Genomic DNA, 24,313 nt, shown 5'->3' on the forward strand with positions numbered 1-24,313 from the left:
ATCTCTGCGGGCCGGTCAGCTACGGGCCGCACGCCCGCAGGCGTACGGCCCGTGAGGTCCGTGCAGGCGTGCGGCCGTGCGGCGTCAGACCGTGAGGGACTCGCGTTCCTGTCGGCCGGGGCCCGTCGGCTCGTCCAGGCTCGCGCCCTCGATGTCCAGGTCCGGCAGGGCTCGCTGGAGCGGGCGCGGCAGCCACCAGGCGGCGCGGCCCAGGAGGCTCATCACCGCCGGGACGAGGGTCATACGGACGACGAACGCGTCGATGACGACTCCCACCGCCAGCGCGAATCCGATGGACTTGATGATCGGGTCGTCGAGGAGGACGAACCCTCCGAAGACCGCCGTCATGATGAGCGCGGCTGCGGTCACCACGCGGGCGTTGTGGCCGACGCCGTTGACCACGGCACGCCGGGCCGGCATGCCGTGCACGAAGTCCTCGCGCATCCGCGAGACGAGGAAGACCTCGTAGTCCATGGCCAGGCCGAAGAGAATGCCGATGAGGAGGATCGGCAGGAAGCTGACCAGCGGCCCCGGTGTGTCGATGCCGACGAGGTGGGCGAGGTGGCCCTGCTGGAAGATGGCGACGGTGATGCCGAAGGTCGCACCGACGGTGAGCAGGAACCCGAGCGCCGCCTTGAGCGGTACGAGGACCGAGCGGAACACCAGCATGAGCAGGAGCACGGACAGACCGACGACGAGCCCCAGGTACACGGGCATGGCGTCGGCCAGCTTCTCCGACACGTCGATGCCGAGCGCGGTGGCGCCGGTGAGCGCGATGTCGGCACCGGAGACGCTGTCGACCTTGGCCCTGATGTCGTGGACCGCCTGTTCGGTGGCCTCGGCCGTCGGCCCTTCCTTCGGGATGACCGCGAGGAGGGCGGTGGTGCCCTGCTTGTTGAACTGCGGCGGGGCGACGGCGAAGACGCCCTCGGTGTCCTTGATGAGGACGGTCGCCTCGTTCGTGGCGGCCTTGGTCCGCGCCGGGTCGCCGGCGCTCACGACGGCGAGCAGGCGTCCGTTGAAGCCGGGGCCGAACCCCTCGCTGGTCAGGTCGTACGCCTTGCGGGCGGAGGAGCCGACGGCGGCGGTGCCCGCGTCGGGGAGAGCGAGCCGCATGTCCTGGGCGGGCAGGGCGAGCGCGCCGAGCCCTACGATGCCGGCGATCAGCAGCGGGATGCGCAGCTTGGCGACCAGTCGGCCCCAGCGGAACCCGAACGCCTCCTTGGCCTTCTTCGTATCGGCACCAGCACCGGCGTCCGCCGTCGCCTCCGCGGCGGCGAGCGCGGTCACGCTCTTGCGCTGGGCGCGCGGCAGGACGCGGTGGCCGGCGAAGCCGAGCGCGGCGGGCAGCAGGGTGAGTGCGACGAGGACGGCGAGCACCACGGTGCCCGCGGCGGCCAGGCCCATCACGCTCAGGAACGGGATGCCGACGACGGAGAGGCCGACCAGCGCGATGACCACCGTCGCCCCGGCGAAGACGACCGCGGAGCCCGCGGTTCCGGTGGCACGGCCGACGGCCTCCTCGCCCTCCAGGCCCTCGGCGAGGTACTGCCGGTAGCGGGAGGTGATGAAGAGGGAGTAGTCGATGCCGACGGCCAGGCCCAGCATCAGGGCCAGGACGGGCGCGGTGCTGGTCAGTTCCACGGTGCCGCTGAGCGCGAACAGACCGGCCATTCCGGCGCCCACGCCGATCAGCGCGTTCAGCAGGGTCATGCCGGCGGCGACGAGGGAACCGAAGGTGATGACGAGGACGACCGCGGCGACCGCGACGCCGAGGGCCTCGGTGGAGCCCACCTCGACCTTCGCCGTCATCACTTCGCCGCCGTGCTCGACGGTCAGACCCTCGGCGGAGTCCCCGGCCTTCTCGAAGGCGGCCCGTTCGTCGTCGGTGACGTCCTCGGCCCCCTTGGCGAACTGCACCTGGACGAGGGCGTAACGGCCGTCCGGCGAGAGTGCCTTGGCCTGGAAGGGGTCGACCGCGCCGACGACACCGGGAACGTCGGCGGCCTCGCGCACGAGCGGCGCGACGCGGTCCGGCGTCAGCTTCTTGCCCTCGGGCGCGGCGATCACGATGGTGCCGGTCGTGCCACTGGCCTGCGGGAATTCCTCCTTGAGCGCGGTCAGGGCCCGCTGGGACTCCGTGCCGGGCATGGTGAACTTGTCGGTGGTGGGGCCGCTGAACAAGGCGGCGGCCGCGCCGAGCATCGCGAGCAGGAGCAGCCAGCCGGCGGCTATGCGCCCGCGACGGCGGAAGGAGAACCGGCCGAGCCGGTAGAGCAGGGATGCCATGCGGAGGTGTGTCTCCTCGGTCGGTACGGGGGCTTCGGGGCTTCGGGGCTTCGAGGGCGTCGTACGAAACTGCCCGAGCGGCGCGGTAGGGGGACTGCCCGTGTGCGCCGGTACGGGACTGCCCGGGCGGCGGTACGGGACTGCCCGGGCGCCGCTGCCGGGGCTTGACCCGGCCCGGGGCGTACGGGCGACCTGGTGAGGGCCGCTCGCGCCGAGCAACCTGAAGGCCGGGGCCGGAGTCGGGGCCGGGGTCGGGGGTCTTGGTCGGAGGTCCGGGTGGGGGGTCTAGGCCCGGAGATCCTGGCCGGGGGGCTAACCCCGTGGTTCGTCCGGTCGGTGGCCGAGGGTGCGCAGGGCGCCCGCGATCAGCTCGTCGCGCAGGACGTCGTCCGGGATGTCCATCTCGCCGGCACAGGTGACGAAGACCGCGCCGAGCACCATGTTGGCGCTGACGATCCGTCCCGCGTCCCGCGAACGGCCGCTCATCGTGTCCACGAGTCGTTCCGCCATGGCCGGGATGTCGCCCAGTGCCGGGTTGCAGACCATGACGGGGGTGTCCTCGAAGAGGATCTTCACCTCGCGTCTGTAGCGCAGGGCCAGCTCCACGTAACCGACGACCGCCGCCTCCACCTGCTGGTCCTGCGGCAGGCCGGTCACGTGCGCGTCGAGCGCGGCGAGCTCCTCGCGCGCGGGCGTGAGGAGCTCGGTGAGGATGGCTTCCTTGGTGCTGAAGTGGTAGATCAACGACGCCTTCGAGCATCCGGCGTCGGCCGCGATGTCGTGCAGTGAGGTGCCGTTGAAGCCGCCGGCGGCGAAGAGCCGGAGGGCGGATTCGAGGATGTGCCCGCGCATCGCGGATGCAGGTCGTGCCATGCCCACACCGTAACTGTCCGATCGGACAGAACTGACCGATCGGACAGGGAAGCATGTGTGAGCTGTGCCACGGCGGTGACGGGCGGGGGCGAGTGAGCGGTGCCGCCGAGGCGTGACGGCCGGGACTCGCTTACGGACGGTGCCCCGTTTCCGGCCGGTGCCCGCTCAGCGCTCAGCGCTCCTCCCGGCCCTCCTCCGCGCTCGGCGGCCGGACGACGACGACTCCGCTGGAGAGGTCTATCGGGCCCCGGCCGGGGTCGGAGTCGCCCGTCTGCTCCAGGGTGAGTTCCAGCCGACGCCGCTCCTCCTCGGTGTGCCGGCGGCCGGGGGCGAAGAGTTGGTCGAAGGTGCCGAACATGGTCGCTCCTCGTGATCGCGGACGTGGTGTGCCTGGGGCGGTGTTCCGCAGTGCGCGTGCAGGGGTCGGGCACGCCGGGCCCGGGGGCTGTCAGGGGTTCGTGCCGGGGTGGGGGTAGGCGTCGAGCCAGCGCTTCGCGGCCGCCCGCTGGTACAGGTCGTCACCCGTGGCCGCGGCGGTTGCGCGGGCGCGCAGCACCGGCACGCGGTGGGGGTGGCGCACGGCTGCGGCACCGATCTCCGACTCCCAGGTGTCACCGCGCACGACTACCTCTCCGCCGAGGGACTGCATGACGAAGCCGGGCAGAAGGTACCCGGCTCCGAGCACCCCTGCCGCTCCCGTCCCCATGACGTCCCAGGTGTCGGCGAGAGACACCACCGCCCACCGCCGTGCACGCGGCCAGGTCTGCTCGTCGAGGTCGACGGCCACCAGGAAGCGCCCGTCCGTCCCACCGAACAGCCCCAGGTCGCGGCCGAGTTCGTACCACTGCGCGTTGGCCTTCTCACGGACCTGCGGATCGCTGGACTCGACGCTGACGAACCGGGCTCCGTCCGCGGGCGCGACGCAGTTGGCGAAGCCGGCCACGGTCGCCGGGACGAGCGGGGCCGCGTCGTCCGCCATGCCGTGGAAGTTCAGCCCCGCCGTGGCGAGGGGAACGGCGAAGGCGAGCAGGCCCCTACCTCCTCCAGCTTTCCCCGGCCCGTCCAGGTGCGGCTCGGGCGTCCCGTTCTCAGTCATCGTGTACACATCCAGAAGCTCGGACTTGGGTTCGGTCATAGTGTGCCCGTCTCACCCCTGCGGGGAACGAACACTACTGCGGGCCCGGTGCCGGACAGGAACGTCCGGCACCGGGCCCGCCTCATGCGTCGGTCAGGGGCGTTGGCGGCCCCTGTTCGCCCACGGATAGACGTTGATCGATCCGTAGTTGTGGGCCCAGCGACCGGCGACCTTCTTCAGCCCCGCGTACGCGAACTGTCCTGCCGCGTTCACGATCACCCGGTGCTGGTTGCCGCTGCCGTCGTCGTACACCCGGCCGCGCACGAAGTTGCGGCCGGCCCGTGTGCCCTCCCGGTTCATGAAGACATCGGGCACCAGGTTGGGGGCCTTGCCCGTCATGCGCTGCGGGTAGTTCGGGTCGTTCATCAGCGCGTTGACCAGCGAGTGAACCTCGGGCGGGGTGTTGTAGAACGCCTGGTTCTCCTTCCGGCGCTTGTCCATCGGACTGCCGGGCGCGTCGTTGTACTGCTCGTCCGGAGTCCACGTGCTGGGCTCGCAGTTGTGCACGAGGAGCGAGGACGTTCCGGCGACCACGTAGTAGGTGTGGACGTCGGTGACGGTCAGGTTGTGGACGACGGCCTGCTCGGTCCAGGCGTCGACCTGACTGATCTGCACCCAGTCGCCCGTGAGCGTCTGGAGCCACTGGCCGGAGCGCAGCTTCCCGGCGTCCACCCACAGGCCCAGCGACGGCACCCAGAACGGGTGGCCCTCGGTTGCGGTGACCTTGGCGGTCTTGCCCGCGAGGTCTCCGTGCGCGGTGAGCGAGACCTCGACGAGCTGCTTGAGTCCCTTGCCCACGATGGTCGCAGCGGCTGTCTGGACCGTGGTCCGGCCCGTCGCCGGGTCGGTGGCGAGGATCTTCTCGCCGGGCTTCACCCTCTCGATCGGCTTCTTGCTGCCGTTCGCCATCACGACGAGCGTGCCGGGCAGGAAGCTGTTGCCGTTGACCCGGCACTCGACCTGCTGCTGCACGGCATCCGATGCCTGCTCCTTGGCCTCCGACTTGGCCTCTTCGGCTGCTCTACGGGCAGGCTTCTTGGCCTGTGAAGGCTTCGTCCGGGGCTTCGGCTGGGCCCGCGGCTTGGGCCGCGGCTTCGGCCGGGCCGCCGCACGGCGCGCCGCGGCCCTCTTGGCCGCCGCTCGCTTCGCCGCCGCGCGTTGCGCCTTGGCACGGGCCTGGGCCGCGGCGCGCCTGGCCGCCGCACGCTTCGCGGCGGCACGCTGCGCCGCACGCTTGGCTGCCGCACGCTTGGCGGCGGCGGCCTTCTTGGCGGCCTCACGGCGCGCTTTGGCTGCCGCGCGCTTGGCGGCCTCCAGGGCGCGCTTGCGCGCCTCTGCCGCCAGTCGGCGGGCCAGCGCCTGGGCCGCCTTACGAGCTGCGATCTGCGCCGCACGGCGCGCTGCCGCACGTATCGCCGCCTGGACGGCGATACGGACCGCTATGCCCACCAGGATGGGGAAGAACTCGCCCGTGGGGTCGGAGTACGTCGCGGGCGCGTTGTTGCTGTAGGAGTACGGGTTGAGCGTGGCGGCCTGCCCGTAGTCGACCTTCGGGTCGACGGTGATGAACCGTCCGGTCACGGGGTCGTAGTCACGCGCACCGAGCCGGGTGAGACCGGTGTCCTTGTCCACGACGCCGCCGACGAAGCCGCGCTGCCCCGGCCAGGTGGTGGGCTGAGCGCCGCGCTCTTCGCCGAAGGGCATCATCTTGCGCCGGGTGACCCGCATCCCGCCGTCAGCCAGGTCGATGACGGTGTTGCTGGAACCGTGGTGGTCGGCCAGCATGAGCTGCCGGACACCGCCGGTGCCGCGCACGGACACCGCGCCGTCCGGGTGGGCGTAGAACCGTTCGGCCCTCCGGGTCTGGTCGGGGTTGACCGTCAGCTCCGCCTCACCGAGGTAGAGCGTCCTGCTCCCGTCGGATCCCGTACGGATGAGCCGCTCGCCATCGGTGTCGTACAGGTATCCAGTGGTCTTGGTGCCACCGCCGGAGACGGCTTCGGAGACCTTGCGCAGCTGCCCCTCGACGTCGTACTCAAGGGTCTGGGTCGTGCCGTTGTGCTGGCGCTTGGTGGTATTGCCGGCCTTGTCGTACGCGAAGGTGTTGAGTTGCTGCCCCTCGGGTCCGCTCGACTTCATTTCGGCGAGCGCGTTGGGGCCGCCCACTCCGGCCTTGCCGTAGGTGTAGGTGCGGGTGACGTCCTTGGTGGCGTCGCCGCCGGTGTGGTGCTCGACCTTCTTGGTGCGGTTTCCGGCCGCGTCGAACTCGAAGCTCTGCCAGTACGCGTCGGGGCCGCCCACGTTGTCCTTGGTGGGCGCCTTCTCGCACTCGGTCTTCGCCGACCACGCGGAACTCATCTGACGCAACTTGTCGTAGACGAAGCACTGCGTGTCGACCGCACCGTCGCCGGGCACGGCCGCGCCCGGCGCGTCCTTGATCCGCGTGACGTTGCCGGCCTCGTCGTAGCTGTACTGGGTGTCGCTGATCCTGCCGGGGTTGACCGACCGGTCGAAGATCGTCTGGTGGAGACGGCGGGTGAACTCGTCGTAGGCGTAGGAGCCGTAGACCTTGCGGCCCGCAGGGCCGGCCTCGGTGCGCAGGATCTCACCGAACGCCGAGTACTGGACGTTGTTGAGGTAGGGCGCCTCACCACTGATGGAGATGGGCAGGTCGTCGGAGTCGTACCGGAAGACGATGCGCTCCGAGACGAGTCCGCCGAGTCCCGGGGTCTGCACGTACGCGAGATTTCCCGTAGGCGTGTAGGTGTAGTTGTACGCGTAGGTTCCCGCCAGACCGGTCTGTTCGGCCGGGATGACCGTCTTGGACGACTTGACCCGGTAGGCGCCGTCGTAAGCAGTCACCTCCTCGCGGTACTCCAGACCGCTGTCGTAACGGATCGAGGCGGTCGGCAGGCCCTTGGCGAGGGTGTCGTACGTCCACTCCATCCGCTTGGGGCCGGTGGCGCTGCCCTCACGGAGCGAGGTGGGCCGTCCGGCGAGGTCGTAGGTGGTGATCAGGGTGTTGCCGTGCGGGTCCACAGTGCCCACGACGTTGTCGAGCTTGTCGTAGACCAACGACGTCCGGCCGCCGTCCGGGTCGGTACTGGCGATCTTCCGGCCGCGCTTGTCGTACTCGAAGGAGGTGACGGCACCGCCGGGTGCGGTGACCTTCACGAGCTGGTCGTTGTCGTCGTACTCGTAGGTCGTGTCACGCCAGGCGGTGCGGGCGTCGTTCGTGTACTCCCGCAGCTTGACGGGGCGGCCGTCGGCGTCCTCGAAGGTCGAGGTGACGACGTCGCCCTTGGGCGGGACCGTGGTCGAGACGTCGCCGTCGCGCTCCGTGGTGGTGCGCAGCTTCTCTACGCCGCGGTGGTAGGTGATCTCCCCGGAGGGCTGCCCCATGCCGTTGAACGTGGTCCGGCTCTGCGCGGGGACCTCGTTGTCACCGACCTGGAGCAGTTTGGGTTCGGGCTCGGTGCCGTTGTAGTACCCGTCGTTGGCCTTCCACTGGCGGCCCGCCGAGTCGTAGAAGGTGTCGGTCACGATGCGTCCGGGTCCGGCGACCGCCTCGTCCTGGGTCTGGCGCTCGCGCAGCAGACCGTCGAGGAGTTCGTAGGAGACGGCGTACTCGCCGTTGTCCTTGAGGGTGCGGTTCGTGACGACGGTGGGCCCGTCGCGGCGGACGGTGTAGTCGTACGTCGCCGAGGGCGTCTGGGTGGCGGGGTCCCGGTCGATCTCCCACACCTTGAGCAGTCGGCCCAACGGGTCGTACTGCATCGTGGCGCTCTTGTTGTTGGCGTCGGTCTCCTTGACCGGCATGCCCCGGACGTCGTCGAACTCGGTGGTCTCGGTGTGTCCGAGCGGGTCGGTGGTGACGGTCTTGACCGGCCGGGCACCGGTGGCCGGGGTGTTGACGACGGTGGTCCTGCGGTTCTCCGCGTCCCAGGTCTCGGACTCCCGGCCGTGGATGTCGTAGGCGGTCCTGTCGGTGGTGGCGTAGCCGACGCCGTCGGCGTCCAGTTCCTGGATCTCGGTGGCGAGGCCCTTGACCGGAGCTTCACCGAACGCCTTGTTGTCGTAGAGCGTCCGGGTGTCCTCGATGACCTCACCGGCGGGTTCCGCGCAGCCTCCACGCCGGGTGAGCTGACGCGACTCCGACTCCAGCAGATGCAGAACGGTGTTGCGTGCGTACGACGTCGTCGTGCACAGCCGCTTTCCGCCCGCGGTCGTCTCGTCGACCTCGACGGGCAGGCCGTAGGAGTCGTACTTGGTGGTCTCCTTCGACGTCCGCCAGGTCTCGCCCTTGACCCGCTCACGGGTGGTGACGGTCTGCGGGCGGGACATCCACGCTTCCAGCGCTGTGGTCTTCTCGCGGGTGCGGGTGGCGGTCTTGACGGCCCAGGTGTCGGTCAGGACCGAGGAGTTGACCGGGCCGCCGTCCGACTCGTAGGTGATCTGTTCCCGCAACTGGCCCTGGAAGTGGCCGTGGTCGGGGATGCTGCCGCCCTGGCTGTCCACGACGGACGCGGTGCGGGTACCGGTGGGCAGCTTGTCGCCGTGCATGCCGCGGAAGTAGCGGTGTTCGGTGAGCTGCTTGACGTCCGAGCCGCCGCCGACGCGGGTGCGGACGCGCTCGTAGCCGCGGTACTGCGACCAGGTGCGCTGCTTGGCCTCGGTGAACTCGCCGTCGTCGTAGGCCCAGGCGGGCGCGCCGAGGAACTCGTAGCTGGTGATCTTGTCGGGGGCGTCGGTGACGAGGTCGTCCTCGCGGACCTCGGTGGCGACGTACTTGTGGAACCAGTCCTGGACGGGCTTGAGGGCGCCCTTGGGGGTCCAGTACTGGGGGTAGCAGCGCATCGTGTTGGTCTCGGGGGACGCGGGCATCTTCCGCGGTTCGAGCGCCCGGCACTCGCGCGGGGAGTAGGTGACGCCGATGCGTCCGCCGGTCTCGGTGTCGATGGCGTGCACGCGCATGCGGGAGTACGGGGGCAGGCCCTCGACGCCGTCGACGCGGTTGTCCATCTGGGTGCCCGCGAAGGACACCTTCGGCATGGCGGCGGTGCCGCCGGCTCCGTGACCTGTGCGGGTGATCGACTCCAGCCAGAGGGCCGGGGAGGTGCCGTCACCGGTGTCGGGGTACTTCTGCTCCAGGGTCCAGGAGTCGACGTTCTTCAGGGCCGTACCCGCGAGCACCTGGGTGCTGATCTTCGTGAGGCGCTTGGTGGACCAGAACGTCGGCGAGTACTTGTCGGTGCACTTGGCCCCGGCGGCGCACTCCTGGTCGAGCGGGACGTCCGGCCAGTTCTTGGCGTTGGCGGCGACCCGCTTGGACTCCGCGCAGTCGAACGTCGCGCTGGGTATGCAGCGTTCGGCGACGGTGAAGTTGACGCGGCCCGCGGGCAGGCCGGCGAACAGGGCGTCGGCACGCTGCCCGTAGTCGACGCGGCCGAGGGTCGCGGCGCGGGTGTAGGCGATGGTCTGGTCGGCCTTCATGTGCTGGCCGTAGTGGTTGGTGTACTTGTTCCACCACAGGGTCATGGCGTCGCCGAGCGGGTCGACGACGTAGTCCAGGTTCCAGCGGTAGGCCTGCGCGCAGTCGGACGCGGCGAACGTCGCGGCGTGGCAGGGCTCGCCCGGGTGATTGCCGAAGACCGGGACGGTCAAGGCGGAGTGGGTGCGCTGGGTGGTCGCGCCGGGCAGCTTGTTCAGACCGAAGTGGTACTGGACGCCGTCGGTGCCCGTCACCACCCAGTACTCGCCGTCCTTGGTGCCGTTGTCGGCGCCGGTTCTGCGCTCGACGCGGGTGCCGTCGTCGTCGGCGGGCCGCCACTTGCCGGAGGCGTCGTCCTTGACGAGTTCGGTGGAGTTGCCGCCGAGCGACATCACGACGTGGTCCGAACCCCAGCACAGGTCGGCGGTCTCGCCGGAGTTGTTCGGGGTCTTGCCGTCGACGGCCGCCTTGTCGTCGGAGCAGGACTTGAAGCGGCGCTCCACGAAGCCCGGCTCGTAGTCCCAGCCCTCGGCGATCCAGGAGGACTGGCCGTTGGTGGAGGCGGTGCGCCCGTCCACGGACTGCGAGGAGTAGCCGAGGGAGATCTCGGGCTGCGGGCCACCGGGGACCTCGGGCGCCTCCACGCCGTACGACCAGGAGAAGCCGCCGGAGGAACTGCCGGCCGTCCAGGAGCCGGTCGGGGACAGCGAGGTCGCGCTGTGGTCACCGCCGGGGCCGGAGGACGCGGCGACCGCCGCGAGCACGGTGGGTGCGGCGGCGGCTGCCATGCGGGCGCCGGACGGGGCCTGCGCGTCGCTTCCGGCCTTCGCGTCGGCCGGGGACTTCGCGTCGCTTCCGGCCTTCGCGTCGGCCGGGGCCTTCGCGTCGTCGGCGGTCTCCGCGCCGGACGGGGACTTCGCGTCCGCCGGGGAGGGGGTCGTGAGGTCGACGGTGGCGGAGACGGTGCGGGAGGCCGGGTCGTTGCTGCCGCCCAGTTCGGTACGGGTGCGGCACTCGGCCTTCTCCGGGGTGCTCACCGCGCAGGCGGGCAGCCGTACGAGGCGCAGCCGGGAACCCCAGTCGCCGCCGTAGGTGTCCTTGATCGCGGAGTAGTCGAGGGCGACCTCGACGGATCCGGCGGCGGGCTCGGCGGCCGTCGGTGCGGCGGCCGGGGCGGCGGTGAACAGGACGCCGTCGACACCGGCCCGGCGGGCGGTCGCGGTGTCCTTCAGCTCGACGCGGGCCGCGCTGCCGGGGGCCGCGGGGGCCTTCGCCGTGCCGCGCGCCTTCTTGAGGTCGGCCGGGGTCGGGCTGGTCAGCGAGACGGGCCCGGAGCCGAGGGGGTTCGAGGTGCCGGGGGCCGCCTGCAGGGTGCCCGCCGCCCGGCGGGACGCGGGCGCCTTCGGCGGACCGTCCTGCCCGGCGGTCACCGCGACGGTGAAGCCTCCCCGGGACAGCGAACCGGCGGACGGCAGCCAGGTGCGGTCCGTGTCGTCCTTGAGCGGTGCCGGTCTCGCGGCGAACGGACGGCCGCCCACGGAGCGTTCGCGCTTGAGCTCCTCCAGCCGCAGCTTGCCCGAGCCCGCGGCTGCGGGATCGCTCGGGACGAAGGTGACGAGCAGCGCCATGAAGGCCACGAATGACACAGATCTGTGCCAGTGCCCCAAATAGCGCAACTCGGTTATGAGTTGCTTCACGAAACTTCCCCACCGTGAGTGTCAGATCCAACGATCGTGCAGACAGTAAGGGCGGGTTAAAGTTCGCAGCAAGTCAACAACTCCTCCACGAGCGATACACATTCGGCCAAGAATGGGTAAAAACGTGTCAGAAATATTCAGACGGAAGCCGGAGCCCGCGGGACCCGCCGCAGCTCCGGTAGTCCGTTTCCCCGGATCCGTACGGCGCGGCACGGTGGTCGTCCTCGCGGCGGCAATGGCCGGAAGCGCACTCGGATTCGCCCCCTTGAGCAGCGCGGCGGCCGAGCCCGCCGCGCAGCCGCCCGTCCGGGCACAGGCGCCGGCCGGATCCGAGCAGCACGCGCGGGACACCGCCCGGCGCACCGGCAAGCCGGTCGAGATCCTCGCCGAGCGCAGCGAGACCAGTGAGACGCACGCCCTGCCCAACGGCAACCTGCGGCGCACCCAGCACACCGCTCCGGTACGGGTGCACCGGGAGGGCGCCTGGAAGGACGTGGACACCACGCTCGCCCCCGCCGCGGGGCGCATCGCGCCGAAGGCGGCGACCGGTGCGGTCACGTTCTCGGCGGGCGGCACCGCTCCGCTGATCACCCTGACCGACCAGGGCCGCAGCATTTCGCTGAGCTGGCCCAAGCCGCTGCCCGCCCCCGTCCTGGACGGGTCCACCGCCACGTACCGCGAGGTGCTGCCCGGGGTGGACCTCGCCGTGGCGGCGAGCGTGGACGGTTTCAGCCAGGCACTGATCGTCAAGTCGGCGGAGGCGGCGGCCAATCCGGAGCTGGACTCCCTCGACTTCGGCATGAAGACCGACGGGCTGACGCTGCGTCAGGACGAGGCGTCCGGATCGCTCACCGCCCTGAACCCGGCCGGACAGACGGTTTTCGCCACCTCCACCGCCCGCATGTGGGACTCCTCGGGCAAGGAGCCCGTGCCCCCGGGCCCCGAAGCGCTGCGTACCGCCGCGACGGGACCGGCCCAGGGACCGAGCACCCCGCCGAGCGACCTGACGCCCGGTGCGCGCAGCGCCGACGTGGACGTGGCCGTGGCCAAGGACCGGCTGACACTGACGCCGGACCAGAAGCTGCTGGAGGCGCCGTCGACGACGTACCCCGTCTACATCGACCCGCGCATGACGGGTCAGCGCCAGGCCTGGACCATCGCCTACAAGCCGCACCCGACCAACAGCTACTGGAACGGCACCGGCTGGGGCGGCGGCACCACCAGTGAGGCCCGGGTCGGCTACGAGTCGTCCAGCGGGGGCACCGCGCGCTCGTACTTCCGGGTCGACTCCAAGTTCCTGGCGGGGGTGAAGGTGGTCGACGCGCAGTTCCAGATCACCGAGACGCACACCTGGTCGTGCACCCCCAAGCCGGTCGAGCTCTACCTGACCGAAGCGATCAGCTCGGCCACCACGTGGGCGAAGCAGCCCACCCAGCTGACCCGGCAGGACAGCCGCAACTACGCGCACGGCAACGAGACGTACGGCTGCCCCGACAAGGCCGTCGACTTCACCGCCAAGGACGCGGCCGTCAAGGCGGCCACCGCCGCCAAGCCGTGGTCGAGCATCACGTTCATGCTGCGCGCCCCGAAGAGCGCGGAGGACGCGAAGGACACGTACAGCTGGAAGAAGTTCAAGCCGGACGCCAAGCTGATCGTCGAGTTCAACCGGCCGCCGAAGGCGCCCTGGGCGCTGGACACCGTGCCCAGCACGAAGGTCAACAGCACCGAGTGCGGCAACGGGACCTCGTACACCACCCTCGGCAACACCGACGTGACGCTGACCGCCCAGGTCTGGGACCCGGACGGCGGGGACGTGAACGTGCAGTTCCACCTGTGGGCGACCGGCAAGCACGACGTCGCGCCGGGCATCATCTTCGACAAGAAGGTGAAGAAGACCGTCCTGGCCACGGACTCCAAGGGCGTGCGGGCCAGCGTCGTGGTGCCGAAGGCGCTGCTGGCCCAGCACCGCGCCGCCAGCAACGGCCAGTTCTCCTGGAAGGCGCAGGTCGAGGACGTCGCCGACGCCGGCTTCGCCTCCGACTGGACGCCGACCAAGGGCGCACCCGGCTGCCGCTTCGGCTTCGACCCGACGGCTCCCTCGAAGCTGCCGACGGTGAAGTCCGTCAACGAGATCTTCCCGGAGAACGAGGAGGGCGCACTGGTCCGTACCGAGGGCGAGTTCACCTTCGGCGCGAACGGCGAGAGCGACATCGCCGAGTACAAGTGGGCGCTGGACCGCACTCCGCCGAACAACTCGGTCAAGCCCGCCGCCCCGGGCGGCAACGCCACCGTGAAACTCACCCCGCTGACCCCGGGCCCGCACACCCTCTACGTGCAGACCTTCGACGCGGCCAAGAACGCGGGCCCGCTCTACCCGTACAAGTTCTACGTGAAGAGCCCCGGCGTCATGGACAAGCCGGGTGACGTCAACGGCGACGGGCTGCCCGACATGTTCGCCGTCGACGGCGACAACAGGCTGCGGCTGTACGGCGGCACCGGCGACGGCGCAGTCGCCACGATGATCCCGCAGGGCACCGCCGCCAACTGGTCGGGCGCGCTGCTCACCCACCGCAGCGACTGGACGGAGGACTTCTACGAGGACCTGGTGGCCCGCAAGTCCGACGGAAAGCTGTGGCTCTACCCGAACAACGGGCAGGGCGAGTTCACCGACGACACCCGCCAGGAGGTGTACTTCTTCGAGGACCCCGACACCGGCACGGCGGTCGACCCGGCCACCATCAAGCAGATCGTCTCGGTCGGCGACCTGACCCCCGGCGAGTCCAACAACCCGGACTTCGTCGCGGTCATCGGCGACCGCCTGTGGTTCCTGCCCGGCTACGGCGGCGGCTCGATCCAGCCCGGCTATCCGATCGGCGGCACCGGCTGGGGCGCGATGCAGCTCGCCTCGCCCGGTGACGTGGACGGCGACGGCTTCACCGATCTGATCGCCCGGCACACCGGCGACGGCGGCGTCTGGGTCTACCACGGCAGGGCCGCGGGCGACGCGGACGGCGACGGCGTCCCGGACGGCGGCACCGACCCGGTCGCCCTCAGCGACGCCAAGACCCGTACCCCGTACGCGACCGGCTGGACCCTGACCGCCCGTCCGCTGTTCACCGCCACGGGCGACTCCAACGGCGACGGCGTCCCGGACCTCTGGACGACGACGCCGAACACGACGGCCGGCCTGGAGTTCGTCCCGGGCCGCAGGACCGGCCTGGTCGGCGCGCCGACGGTGGTCGGCACGGGCGGCTGGCAGGCCATCAAGGCCCTGTCGTAGCGCGTGGATTCCGCGGGGCCCGGTGTTGTCCGCGGACAACACCGGGCCCTTTCCATGAGCCCATGCTCAGCGAACGGCGGCGGGGCGGCTCCCTCTCCGACGGACGGCAGCCGGTGCGCCATACGGGCGGGGCGGGGCCGCTCGGCGGTAGCGGGGCGGGGGCGGCGGGAAGAGGGAGGGCATGAACCTCATGACTGGCGCAGACCCCGTCGGCGCAGATTCCGTCGGCGCAGACCTCGTCGGCGCAGGCTCCCTCGGCGCGGACCTCATGGGCTCGGACCTCGCCCCGCTCGCCGCGGAAGGCTCCCCGGACCTGTGGATGCTGGTGGTCGGGATCCTCATCGCCGCCCTGCTGCTCGGTGCCTTCTGGTACGGGAGCCGCCGGGCGTCCCGGCACCGCGCGAACCTGCCGCGCCGGCCGCAGCCGGGCTCGGACTCCTGGCAGAGCGCCGACGAGTCGACGCACCCGGACCCCAACGGCCACGAGGGCGAGGGCGAAGCCGGGGGCGGGGGGCGGCACCGGAGGAGCTAGGCGAACGAGGGGCCGGGCCCCGAGGCGGGACCCGGCGGGCGGGATCCGATGGTCGGACCAGGCCCGGGGGCCCCGGGACCCGATGACCGGGGCCCGGGGCCCGGCCGGCGGGCGGGGGTGGTGTCGCAGGAGTCAGAGCCCGGGGGGCGCGGTCTTCGGGGTAGTCCTCATCCGGACCGCTTCCGTTCCGCTGTCGTTGTGCCGTATCGCCCAGTTCTCCAGGGTGGTGCGGCACGCGTGGTCGAGGTGCTGGGCGGTGGTCAGGTCCAGCTCTATCGGCCGGTCCTTCGGGAGGGCCTCCAGGGTCTCCAGGAGGCGCGGCAGCCGCAGGAAGGTCGCGTTGCCGGTGAGGGTGACGACGATCCGGCCGCCGGTCAACTCCCGTACCTCCACCTGGGCCTGCGAGGTGTCCCAGGCCGTTTTGGCCACCGCGAGGGCCAGGCCGATGAGTACCCCTTCGAACATGTTGGTCAGCAGGATCGCGACCGCCGTGGTCACCAGGACGAGAGCCTCTCCCCGGTGGGTGCGGGCGAGCGGGACGATCTCCTTGACCGGCAGCAGCTTGCAGCCGGCGTGGATCAGTACGCCCGCGAGTGCCGCGAGGGGGATGATGCCGAGCGCGCCCGGGAGCAGCACCACGAACAGCAGCAGCCAGCCGCCGTGCGCGATCCGCGACAGCGGCGTACGGGCCCCGGCCCGGACGTTCGCGGAGCTGCGGACGATGACGGCCGTCATGGGGAGTGCGCCGAGGACGCCGCAGACGGTGTTGCCGACGCCCTGGGCGACGAGTTCCCGGTCGTAGTGGGTGCGCGGTCCGTCGTGCATGCGGTCGACGGCCGCCGCGCTGAACAGGGATTCGGCGGACGCGATGAGCGTGAACGCGAGGACCGTGCCGAGGACGGCGACACTGCCGAGTGCGGCGAGGTCGCTCGGGCCGGGCGGCTGGACTGCGTGCAGCAGACCCTGTACCGACACGTTCGCCACGTCGAGGCGCAGCAGGGCGGCGGTGGCCGTGGCGAGGGCGACGGCGGCGAGCGGGGCCGGCACCACGCGCGCGGCCCGGGGCAGCTTGGGCCACAGGATCAGCAGGGCGATGGTGCCGAGGCCGAGGGCCGCGGCGCTCAGGGCGGCCGGGTCGGCGAGGATGTCGGAGAGCAGGGAGGGGAGGCCGGCGAGCTTGCCGAGGCCGGAGCGCGGCTGCTCGGCGCCGGCCATGCCGTAGAGCTGGCCGAGGATCAGTACGAGTCCGATGCCCGCCAGCATGCCCTGGACCACGGACACCGAGATCGCCCGGAACCAGCGCCCGCAGCGCAGCAGCCCGAGGACCGTCTGCAGCAGGCCCGTCAGCAGCACGATCGCGCCGAGCATGCCGAGGCCGAACTCGCGTACCGCCTCGAAGACGAGCACGGTCAGTCCGGCGGCCGGCCCGCTGACCTGGAGCGCGCTGCCCGGCAGGAAGCCGACGACCAGTCCGCCGACGATGCCGGTGACCAGCCCGAGTTCGGCGGGCACGCCGGACGCGACGGCCACGCCGACGCACAGCGGCAGGGCGACGAGGAAGACGACGAGCGAGGCGAGCAGGTCCTGGCGCAGGACGCCGGGCTCGCGCAGGGGACGGAAGCGGTTGGTGGAGGGAGGCGTGGGGGTGGCCGGGGCCGGGGTCGGCGCGGAGGCCGGTTCGGGGCTTTCGGGGGGCACAGGTGTGGGGGTCCTGGTGGACATGGGTGCGAGAGTCCCGTCGTGAGGAGCGGCCGTACGGTCGTGGGGCTCGGCGGCCTTCACAGGGGTACGAAGGCGGGGCGGGCCGGCTCGGACGTCGGACGGTGCGCGGTGACCCTCCCCGTGTGGACCTCGTAGTACCAGGCGTGCAGGGCGAGCGTGCCGTCGGCCAGGCGGTCCCGTACGCAGGGGTAGGCGCGCAGCTTCTCGACCTGCGCGAGGACGTGCGCCTGGACGGCTTCCGCGACGTCCGCCGTGTCGGGTGCCGTCGAGCGCAGTGCCGCGTCCGGCGCGACGGAGTGCTCCAGCCAGTCGCGGACGGCCGGTACGGCCGACAGGTCTTCGCCGCGTACGAGTGCGCCCACCGCACCGCAGTGCGAGTGCCCGCAGACGACGATGTCGCGGACGCCCAGCACGCAGACGGCGTACTCGACGGTGGCGGCCTCGCTCCGGGGGTGGGCGTGGGGGCCGCCGGGCACGTCCGGATGTCCGGTCGCCGGGTAGGGCGGCACGACGTTGCCCGCCGTGCGGAGTTCGAAGAGTTCGCCGGGGCGCGCTCCGGTGATCAGGGCGGGGACGACACGCGAGTCGGAGCAGGTGATGAACAGCGCTTCGGGTGCCTGCCCTGCCCCCAGGGCACGGAATGCCTCGGTGTTGCGGGGATCCGCCACGTGGGTCGCGGCGAAGGAGCGGGCGTGGTCGATCAGGGTCTTCAAGGTGGCCTGCCTCCTGCGTCCTTCCGGCAGGGCCGGGACGCGGTGTGGTCGGGTCGGTGGTCACGGTGGAAGTCCGGTCGGTCCAGCCTGGACGGCTACCGCGACTCCCACTTTGCCATCACATTAACCTTCGGTGACAGAGCAAATTTCTGCCAAAGAATGCGTAATTACCGCTACTGACCTGGGGTTTGGTCCAGCGATCAACCGTTGACCAGGGGCAGGATTGGCTATTCCTGAAGCATTGTGGCCAATTCCGGTCGCTTTCTGTGATTTTCCGGGGCGGGGGTTCCCACATAGTGGACGCCACGCGGTCGCAATGCGCCGCAAGACATGCCTGCTTGCTCCACTCCGGAAGCCGGTTTCCCGGTGCTCAGGAATTCGAAGGCAGCCGACACGTCGTCAATCACTCTCAGGGGTGACCCCGTTCGGTACATATTCCGAACAGCGGCAGGTTCCGATGGGGGCGAGTTCCGAGCCGAACTCGTCCCCGGTGCACGTCCCGGTGCCGTCCGCGTGGTCGTACCGCTGGTGCTTGCAGGTACGACACCACTCCCTGGGCGTCGGAACGAGGAGCATCGGCAGCAGGCAGACGAGCCCGAGGCCCGCGAAGGCGCCGAGGCCGACGAGCAGGTTTTCGAGCACGTGCCCCTCCGCTCCTCCCCGGCCGGGAAGTGTCCGACGGCCGGAGGTCCGGGCGTGTCGCCGCGCGCGTCGCCGGGGAGCGCACCACTCGGCCCGCGCGGCCGTACCGCGGACCGCCCACGTCGGCCCGGGTCGCGCGGGCAGCATAATGCTCATGGTCCTGAACCCACCAGGGATCCACGGGCCCGCTCTCTTCCCGCACGACGTCCGGAGCCGATGTGAACGAACCCGACATACCGGCTGCGCCGCCGCTCCCGCCCACGCACCCGGCGGCGCTCCATGCCCGTACGGACCGTGCCACCCCGGCCTCCGTGCGGGTGGCGGGCGTCGTCTCGATGCTGACCGTGTGCGGGATCGGCTGGGCGGCGGGGCTGGACGAGTTGCTGACGAGCGCGGGGTTCCGCGCCTGGCAGACGATCACCGTGTCCGTCCTCGTACAGGCGCTGCCGTTCCTGCTCCTGGGCACCCTGGTGTCCGGCGCGGTCAACGCCTTCGTCCCGGCGCACGTCTTCGGCAGGATGCTGCCGCGCAACCCGGCGCTCGCGGTTCCGGTGGCGAGTGCCGCCGGGGTCGTCCTGCCGGGCTGCGAATGCGCGTCGGTGCCGGTCGCGGGCAGTCTCATCCGGCGCGGAGTGACGCCCGCCGCCGCTTTCGCCTTCCTCCTCTCGGCCCCGGCGATCAACCCGGTCGTCCTGGTCTCCACGGCCGTCGCCTTCCCCAACGCGCCGGAGATGGTCGCCGCCCGTCTGGTCGCCTCCCTGGCGACCGCCGCCGTGATGGGCTGGCTGTGGCTGCGGTTCGGCCAAGCGAAGTGGCTGCGGATGCCCGCACGCCACTCCGGTCACGCACCGGGGAACAGCCGCTGGGAGGAGTTCCGGGCCGGTTTCCAGCACGACTTCCTGCACGCGGGCGGCTTCCTCGTCCTCGGGGCGATGGCCGCCGCCACCTTCAACGTCACGGTGCCGCGCTCAGTGCTGGACACCTTCGCCGACTCCCCCTGGCTGTCGGTGCTCTTCCTCGCCGCGCTGGCCATCGTCCTCGCCGTCTGCTCGGAGGCCGACGCCTTCCTGGCGGCCTCGCTGACGGGGTTCTCACCGACGGCCCGGCTGGCGTTCATGGTGGTGGGCCCCATGGTCGACCTCAAACTGATCGCCCTCCAGGCCGGCACCTTCGGCCGTGCCTTCGCCTGGCGGTTCTCGGCGGCGACCGCCGTCGTGGCCGTGGCCTGCACCGCGCTGACGGGCTGGTGGCTGCTGTGAGGCCCCGCCTGCAGAACGTGCTCCTGCTGCTCCTCGGGGCGGGAGTGCTCCGGATCTCGCTCTTCAGCGACATCTGCCTGCGGTACGTGAAGGAGGGACTGCAACCGTACGTGGTGGTGGCGGGCCTCATGCTGACGGCGCTGGGCGCGCTGGGGGTGGCCCGGGACGGCCTGCCGTTGCCGACGCGGCGTCGGTCCGGCGCGCCGCCGGAGGCCCACGCCCACCCGGCCGGAGGCGACGACGCCGGACCCGGCGACCCCGCGCACCAGCACGCGTCCGATGCCGGCCCCGGCCACGGGCACGCCCCGGAGCACGGCATCGACCTGGCCCGCCCCCCGGCCTCCGGCCCCGCCTCCGACCACGTCTCCACCTCCGCCTCGGACCACGGGCACGACCATTCCCGAGGGCCCCGGGTCGCCTGGCTGCTCCTGCCGCCCGCCCTGGCGCTGCTCCTGTTCGCGCCGCCCGCCCTGGGCGCGTACACGGCCGCCCGTGACAGCCCGCAGCTCGTCGTCGACTACGACAGCTTCACCCCCCTGCCCGCGTCCGGTCCCGTCCCCCTCTCGATGACCGAGTACGTCGCCCGCCTCCAGCAGGAGGAGAGCGGCAGCCTCAAGGGCCGCACCGTCGTACTCCAGGGCTTCGTCACCCCGGGCAAGAACGGAACCTGGAAGCTGACCCGCCTCCTGGTCTCCTGCTGCGCCGCCGACTCGCAGTCCCTGAGCGTCGCCGCGCACGGCTGGAAGGCCCCGCCCGCCGACACCTGGGTACGGGTCACCGGCACCTGGCGTCCGGAGGGCACGCTGGGCACCACTTCGGCGGCGATCGGTCTCGACGTCGCGACCCTGGAACGCATCCCGGAGCCGGCGAACCCCTACGTCGACCGGGCTCCCGGACGCTGAGGCGCGGAGCACGGGCGGGCGCGCCGAGGCCCAGGGCACGGGCGGGCGCGCCGAGACCCAGGGCACGGGCGGGCGGGAGCGGCACAGCCCCGCCCGCCCGCCACCGCTTCGCGCGGCCCCTCCTTCTTCTCCCCCACTGCTTCTGCTGCTTCTGCTTCTACTACTGCTTTCCCGCCCCCGCCTCCAGCGGCCGCACCCGCAGGAGCCCACGGGTGGGGAGGGCCGTCGCGGTGAGGGTGAGCAGTACGGCCCCGGCAGCCAGCGGAAGCGCCAGCGTCGGCGGGATGTGCGGGCCCGAGCCGGTGACGCCGCGCGCGATCGGCAGGAGCGTCGCCCAGGCGATCGCCGCGCCGAGCAGCAGTCCGGTGGTGGCGACCAACAGGGCCTCCCAGCGCATCATGCCCCTGACCTGGCGGCGCGTGGTGCCGGACAGCCGCAGCAGGCCGACTTCGCGACGGCGGTCCCAAACGGTCATCACGAGGGTGTTGGCGGCGGAGATCGCGGCGAAACCACCCAGGACGGCGGCCATGACGGTGTTGGCCCAGGAACCGAGCTCCTGCGCGAGGTCGGCCTGCACCCCGTACCCGGCGGCGTCGGTGACGGTGGCGAGCGGTGCCAGCTTCGCCAACCCGCCTTCCAGGCCCGCCGGTTGTACGCCCGCCTTCGCGGCGACGAGGACCTGGCTGTCGTACGGCGCGGAGACGTGCGCGGCGAGGGCGTCGCGCGGCATGAGCACTTGGCCGACGCCCAGCCCGCGGGTGTACGTGGCGACCAGCCTCGGCGCGACGTGGGTGCCGTCGCCGAGGCGCAGCGGGACCCGGTCGCCGACCGCGACGCCGAGGGCGCCCGCGACGTTCTTGTCCAGTGCGACGGTGTCGCGGGCGGTGCCCAGGGCGGCGAGGGATCCCGTGCGTACGCCCAGGTCGAGGACGTTCGGGAGGTCGGCGGGGTTGCCCGAGACGCCCAGGGCGGTGGCGGTGGCGAGGTTGTCCATGGACTCGTGGACGACGCCGGTACGCAGGATTCCGTGGGCGCTGCGGACGCCGGGGAGCGCGGCGGCACGCGCGGCGGTGTCGGCCGGGAGGCCGGGGCCGGAGGGGTCGGCGGGGGTGAGGACGTGGTCGGCGGTGACGGCGGCGGCGACGTTGCGCGCGGAGGCCTCGCGCAGGGTGCTCTGGAGGAAGACGAGCGTGCCGCAGAAGGCGGTCACCATGACGAGCGGGGTGATGGCGGAGGCCAGTCGGCGCGCGTTCGCGCGGGTGTTGTCGGCGGCGAGGGAGCCGGGCGCGCCGGCGCGGCGCAGCGGGAGGCCGAGGGTGGCGGTCGCGAGACGCGCGATCAGCGGGCCGAGGAGGGCTACGGCCGCCAGGAAGCACATGACCACGCCCAGCGCGGTCTGCGCGGCGGCGTCCCCGTCGAGCTGCGAGGCGATCGCGCCGAGGGACGCACCGCCGGCACAGAAGAGGATGCCGAAGCCGATCCGTGCCCTGCCCGGGTCGGGCGGGGTCAGCGCGGCCTCGCCGAGGGCCTGGCCGGGGCGGAGCTTCGCGGGCCGGCGGGCGGCCGCGCGCCCGGCGCCGAGAGCGGCCAGGGTACTGAGGGCAACGGCCGCCAGCACCGGCAACACCCCCGTACTGAGGGTGACTTGAGGCGGGACGGCTCCGCGGGCGACGAGTTCGCCGAACCACCAGCGGGCGAGCGCGTACCCGGGTATCGCGCCGAGGAGCCCGGCGGCCGGGGCGAGCATCATCGCCTCGGCGGCGATCGTGCGGCGGATCTGCTTCGGGGTCGCACCGATCGCCCTGAGCAGGGCGAACTCGCGGGCCCGCTGCGTCACGGACAGCGCGATCGTGCCCATCACGACGAAGACCGCGGTGAGCGCGGCGACGCCGCCGAAGGAGCCGCCCAGACCGATGAGGTACGTCTTCCCGGCGGCCAGTGCGGGCAGTTCGGCCATGCCGCGGTCGTCGCCGGTGAGGACCTGCACGTGTGCCTGGGCCCCGGAGGCGCTGTCCACGGCCTGCCGCACCTCGGCGGCGAGGGCCTCGGTGCCGGTGCCGGGTTTCGGGGTGACGAGGAGGGCGTCGACCCGGCCGGGATGCCCGGAGAGGCGGCCCGCGTCACCGGGCTCGAACCAGACGCCCGCCCCGAGGGGCGAGGGGGCGGCCAGCCCGGAGACCCGGTGGGCGGCACCGCCGCCGGGGGCCGTGAGGGCGATGCGGTCGCCGATCCGCACGCCGGCCGCGTCGGCGGCCTGCCGGGAGAGCACGACCTCACCCGGGGCCGGGTTGCGGCCCGCGAGGAGGGGGCCGGCCGCACTGACGCTGCCCGCGGTCAGGGGCGGCTGCGTGCCCACCTCGGCGTGGTCCTGCCGTACGTCCTGCCGTACGGGGAAGGACAGGTCGGGGACCACCGAGGCGACCCCGGGCCGGGAGGCTATCCGTGCCGCCAAGTCGCCTGCCACGCGGGCGCGTTCGGGCAGCGGAGCGGAGACCTCCTCGGAGTCCGCGCCGCGGTCCACGGTGAGCGAGGTGTAGGGGTCGGCGGCGACGACCACCGGGGCGTGCGCGTACCGCTGCGGCGGGACCTTCGCGACGAGCCCGGTCTGGAGGAGGGCGCCGCACGCCGCGATGACGGCCGCCCCCAGGAGCAGGGCGACGAAGCTGCCCACGAAGGACGCGGGACGGAACCGGAGGGAAGCGCGGGCGAGACCGTTCCTCACGCTGCGCTCCCGGCGTACTCGTGCGGGCGGCGGACGGCGGTCAGGTCGGCCATGTGCGCGGCGACGGACCGCGGGTCGGGCCGGTGGAGTTCGCCGGCGAGGCAGCCGTCGGCGAGGAAGAGGACACGGTCGGCGTGCGAGGCGGCGACCGGGTCGTGGGTGACCATGACGACGGTCGCACCCATGGTGTCCACCGCGCGGCGCAACAGGCCGAGGACCTCCTGGGCGGTACGGGTGTCCAGCGCGCCGGTCGGTTCGTCGGCGAACACCACTTCGGGGCTGGTGATCAGGGCGCGGGCGATGGCGACGCGCTGCTGCTGGCCGCCGGAGAGCTGGGCGGGACGGCGGTCGCCGTGCTCCGGGAGACCGACTTCGGCCAGCAGTTCCTGGGCGCGGCGGCGGTCCTGACGGGCACCGGCGAGGCGCTGCGGGAGCAGGACGTTCTGCGCGACGGTGAGGGAGGGGATGAGGTTGAAGGACTGGAAGACGAACCCGATCCGCGAGCGGCGCAGTTCGGTGAGCCGGTCCTCCCGGAGCGCGGAGATGGACTCGCCGCCGAGCAGGACGTCCCCGGAGGTGGGGCGGTCGAGTCCGGCCGCGCATTGCAGGAAGGTCGACTTCCCGGAACCGGAGGGTCCCATCACCGCGGTGAACCCGCCGCGTGCGAGGACGAGGTCGATGCCGCGCAGCGCATGGACGGCGGCGGCCCCCCGCCCGTAACTGCGGGCCACGGCGCGGAGTTCGACGGCGGGCGCGGAGACGGACGCCGGACGCGGCGACGCCTGCGGCCACACGGGGGCCGCCGGGGCCTCGCTCCTGGGGCGCGTGGTCCGCGTCCCGGTGTACGTACGGTCTCGGCGGAAGGCCATGGAGTCCCACTCTCATCTGCTCGAACTGCTTGCTCGCTACCTCCCCAACGGTAGGAAGCGGAAGCCCGGCGAACCATGGGGCCAACCACGCGAAACCAGGTGGTGCTAGCCCCCCACCTGCGAGGGAGCCACCCCTCTCGCTCGCCCGCGGAACCGTGACGACGGGGAGCGGAGCGGAACCGGCAGG

The 24,313-nt window shown here is 72.1% G+C and carries 14 protein-coding genes; 4 read left to right on the plus strand and 10 right to left on the minus strand.

Annotation, left to right across the window (positions count from 1 at the left end; all coding sequences use genetic code 11):
• Positions 1-84: 84 nt before the first annotated feature.
• The 5 genes from ACQPZG_RS01460 to ACQPZG_RS01480 form a co-directional block, all read right to left on the minus strand.
• The gene (locus tag ACQPZG_RS01460) at positions 85-2,289 is read right to left on the minus strand and encodes an MMPL family transporter (RefSeq protein WP_433543911.1); all 2,205 of its coding nucleotides are present in this window, start codon (positions 2,287-2,289) and stop codon (positions 85-87) included.
• A gap of 312 nt (positions 2,290-2,601) precedes the next feature.
• Positions 2,602-3,162 (minus strand): TetR/AcrR family transcriptional regulator, encoded by a 561-nt coding sequence (locus tag ACQPZG_RS01465; protein ID WP_433543912.1) that lies wholly within the window; start codon positions 3,160-3,162, stop codon positions 2,602-2,604.
• 172 nt (positions 3,163-3,334) lie between these two features.
• On the minus strand, positions 3,335-3,520 hold the full coding sequence (locus ACQPZG_RS01470) for a DUF6191 domain-containing protein (RefSeq protein ID WP_433543913.1): 186 nt from the start codon (positions 3,518-3,520) through the stop codon (positions 3,335-3,337).
• A gap of 90 nt (positions 3,521-3,610) precedes the next feature.
• Positions 3,611-4,258 (minus strand): hypothetical protein, encoded by a 648-nt coding sequence (locus tag ACQPZG_RS01475; RefSeq protein ID WP_433543914.1) that lies wholly within the window; start codon positions 4,256-4,258, stop codon positions 3,611-3,613.
• 132 nt (positions 4,259-4,390) lie between these two features.
• Entirely contained in the window at positions 4,391-11,485 is a 7,095-nt protein-coding gene (locus tag ACQPZG_RS01480) for a polymorphic toxin-type HINT domain-containing protein (RefSeq protein WP_433543915.1), read from the minus strand.
• Between the two features lie 265 nt (positions 11,486-11,750).
• On the opposite strand from ACQPZG_RS01480, the gene ACQPZG_RS01485 reads away from it, so the two are divergent.
• Both ACQPZG_RS01485 and ACQPZG_RS01490 read left to right on the plus strand, forming a co-directional pair.
• The gene (locus ACQPZG_RS01485; RefSeq protein ID WP_433543916.1) at positions 11,751-14,765 is read left to right on the plus strand and encodes an FG-GAP repeat domain-containing protein; all 3,015 of its coding nucleotides are present in this window, start codon (positions 11,751-11,753) and stop codon (positions 14,763-14,765) included.
• A gap of 181 nt (positions 14,766-14,946) precedes the next feature.
• Positions 14,947-15,297 carry a DUF6479 family protein gene (locus tag ACQPZG_RS01490; RefSeq protein ID WP_433543917.1) on the plus strand — a complete coding sequence of 117 codons (351 nt, stop codon included), beginning with the start codon at positions 14,947-14,949 and terminating at the stop codon, positions 15,295-15,297.
• 132 nt (positions 15,298-15,429) lie between these two features.
• On the opposite strand, the gene ACQPZG_RS01495 is transcribed toward ACQPZG_RS01490, so the two are convergent.
• The 3 genes from ACQPZG_RS01495 to ACQPZG_RS01505 all read right to left on the minus strand — a co-directional run bounded on the left by ACQPZG_RS01495 (position 15,430) and on the right by ACQPZG_RS01505 (position 18,374).
• Positions 15,430-17,019 (minus strand): SulP family inorganic anion transporter, encoded by a 1,590-nt coding sequence (locus ACQPZG_RS01495; protein WP_433543918.1) that lies wholly within the window; start codon positions 17,017-17,019, stop codon positions 15,430-15,432.
• 56 nt (positions 17,020-17,075) lie between these two features.
• On the minus strand, positions 17,076-17,732 hold the full coding sequence (locus ACQPZG_RS01500) for a carbonic anhydrase (RefSeq protein WP_433543919.1): 657 nt from the start codon (positions 17,730-17,732) through the stop codon (positions 17,076-17,078).
• A gap of 399 nt (positions 17,733-18,131) precedes the next feature.
• On the minus strand, positions 18,132-18,374 hold the full coding sequence (locus tag ACQPZG_RS01505) for a hypothetical protein (RefSeq protein WP_433543920.1): 243 nt from the start codon (positions 18,372-18,374) through the stop codon (positions 18,132-18,134).
• A 218-nt stretch (positions 18,375-18,592) separates the two neighbouring features.
• Between ACQPZG_RS01505 and ACQPZG_RS01510 the strand changes: the two genes are divergently transcribed.
• Together ACQPZG_RS01510 and ACQPZG_RS01515 are read left to right on the plus strand one after the other, a co-directional pair.
• Positions 18,593-19,633 (plus strand): permease, encoded by a 1,041-nt coding sequence (locus tag ACQPZG_RS01510; protein ID WP_433543921.1) that lies wholly within the window; start codon positions 18,593-18,595, stop codon positions 19,631-19,633.
• Positions 19,630-20,535, plus strand: a complete 906-nt coding sequence (locus ACQPZG_RS01515; protein WP_433543922.1) for a TIGR03943 family putative permease subunit — start codon at positions 19,630-19,632, stop codon at positions 20,533-20,535. The genes ACQPZG_RS01510 and ACQPZG_RS01515 overlap by 4 nt, the downstream gene beginning before the upstream one ends.
• 160 nt (positions 20,536-20,695) lie before the next feature.
• Here the strand turns inward: ACQPZG_RS01515 and ACQPZG_RS01520 are convergent, their stop codons facing one another.
• The gene (locus ACQPZG_RS01520) at positions 20,696-23,257 is read right to left on the minus strand and encodes an FtsX-like permease family protein (protein ID WP_433543923.1); all 2,562 of its coding nucleotides are present in this window, start codon (positions 23,255-23,257) and stop codon (positions 20,696-20,698) included.
• Positions 23,254-24,126 (minus strand): ABC transporter ATP-binding protein, encoded by an 873-nt coding sequence (locus ACQPZG_RS01525; RefSeq protein ID WP_433543924.1) that lies wholly within the window; start codon positions 24,124-24,126, stop codon positions 23,254-23,256. Before ACQPZG_RS01525 ends, ACQPZG_RS01520 begins: the two co-directional genes overlap by 4 nt.
• Positions 24,127-24,313 lie beyond the last annotated feature (187 nt).

The organism is Streptomyces sp. CA-294286, from assembly GCF_050947155.1.
GTDB lineage: Bacteria > Actinomycetota > Actinomycetes > Streptomycetales > Streptomycetaceae > Streptomyces.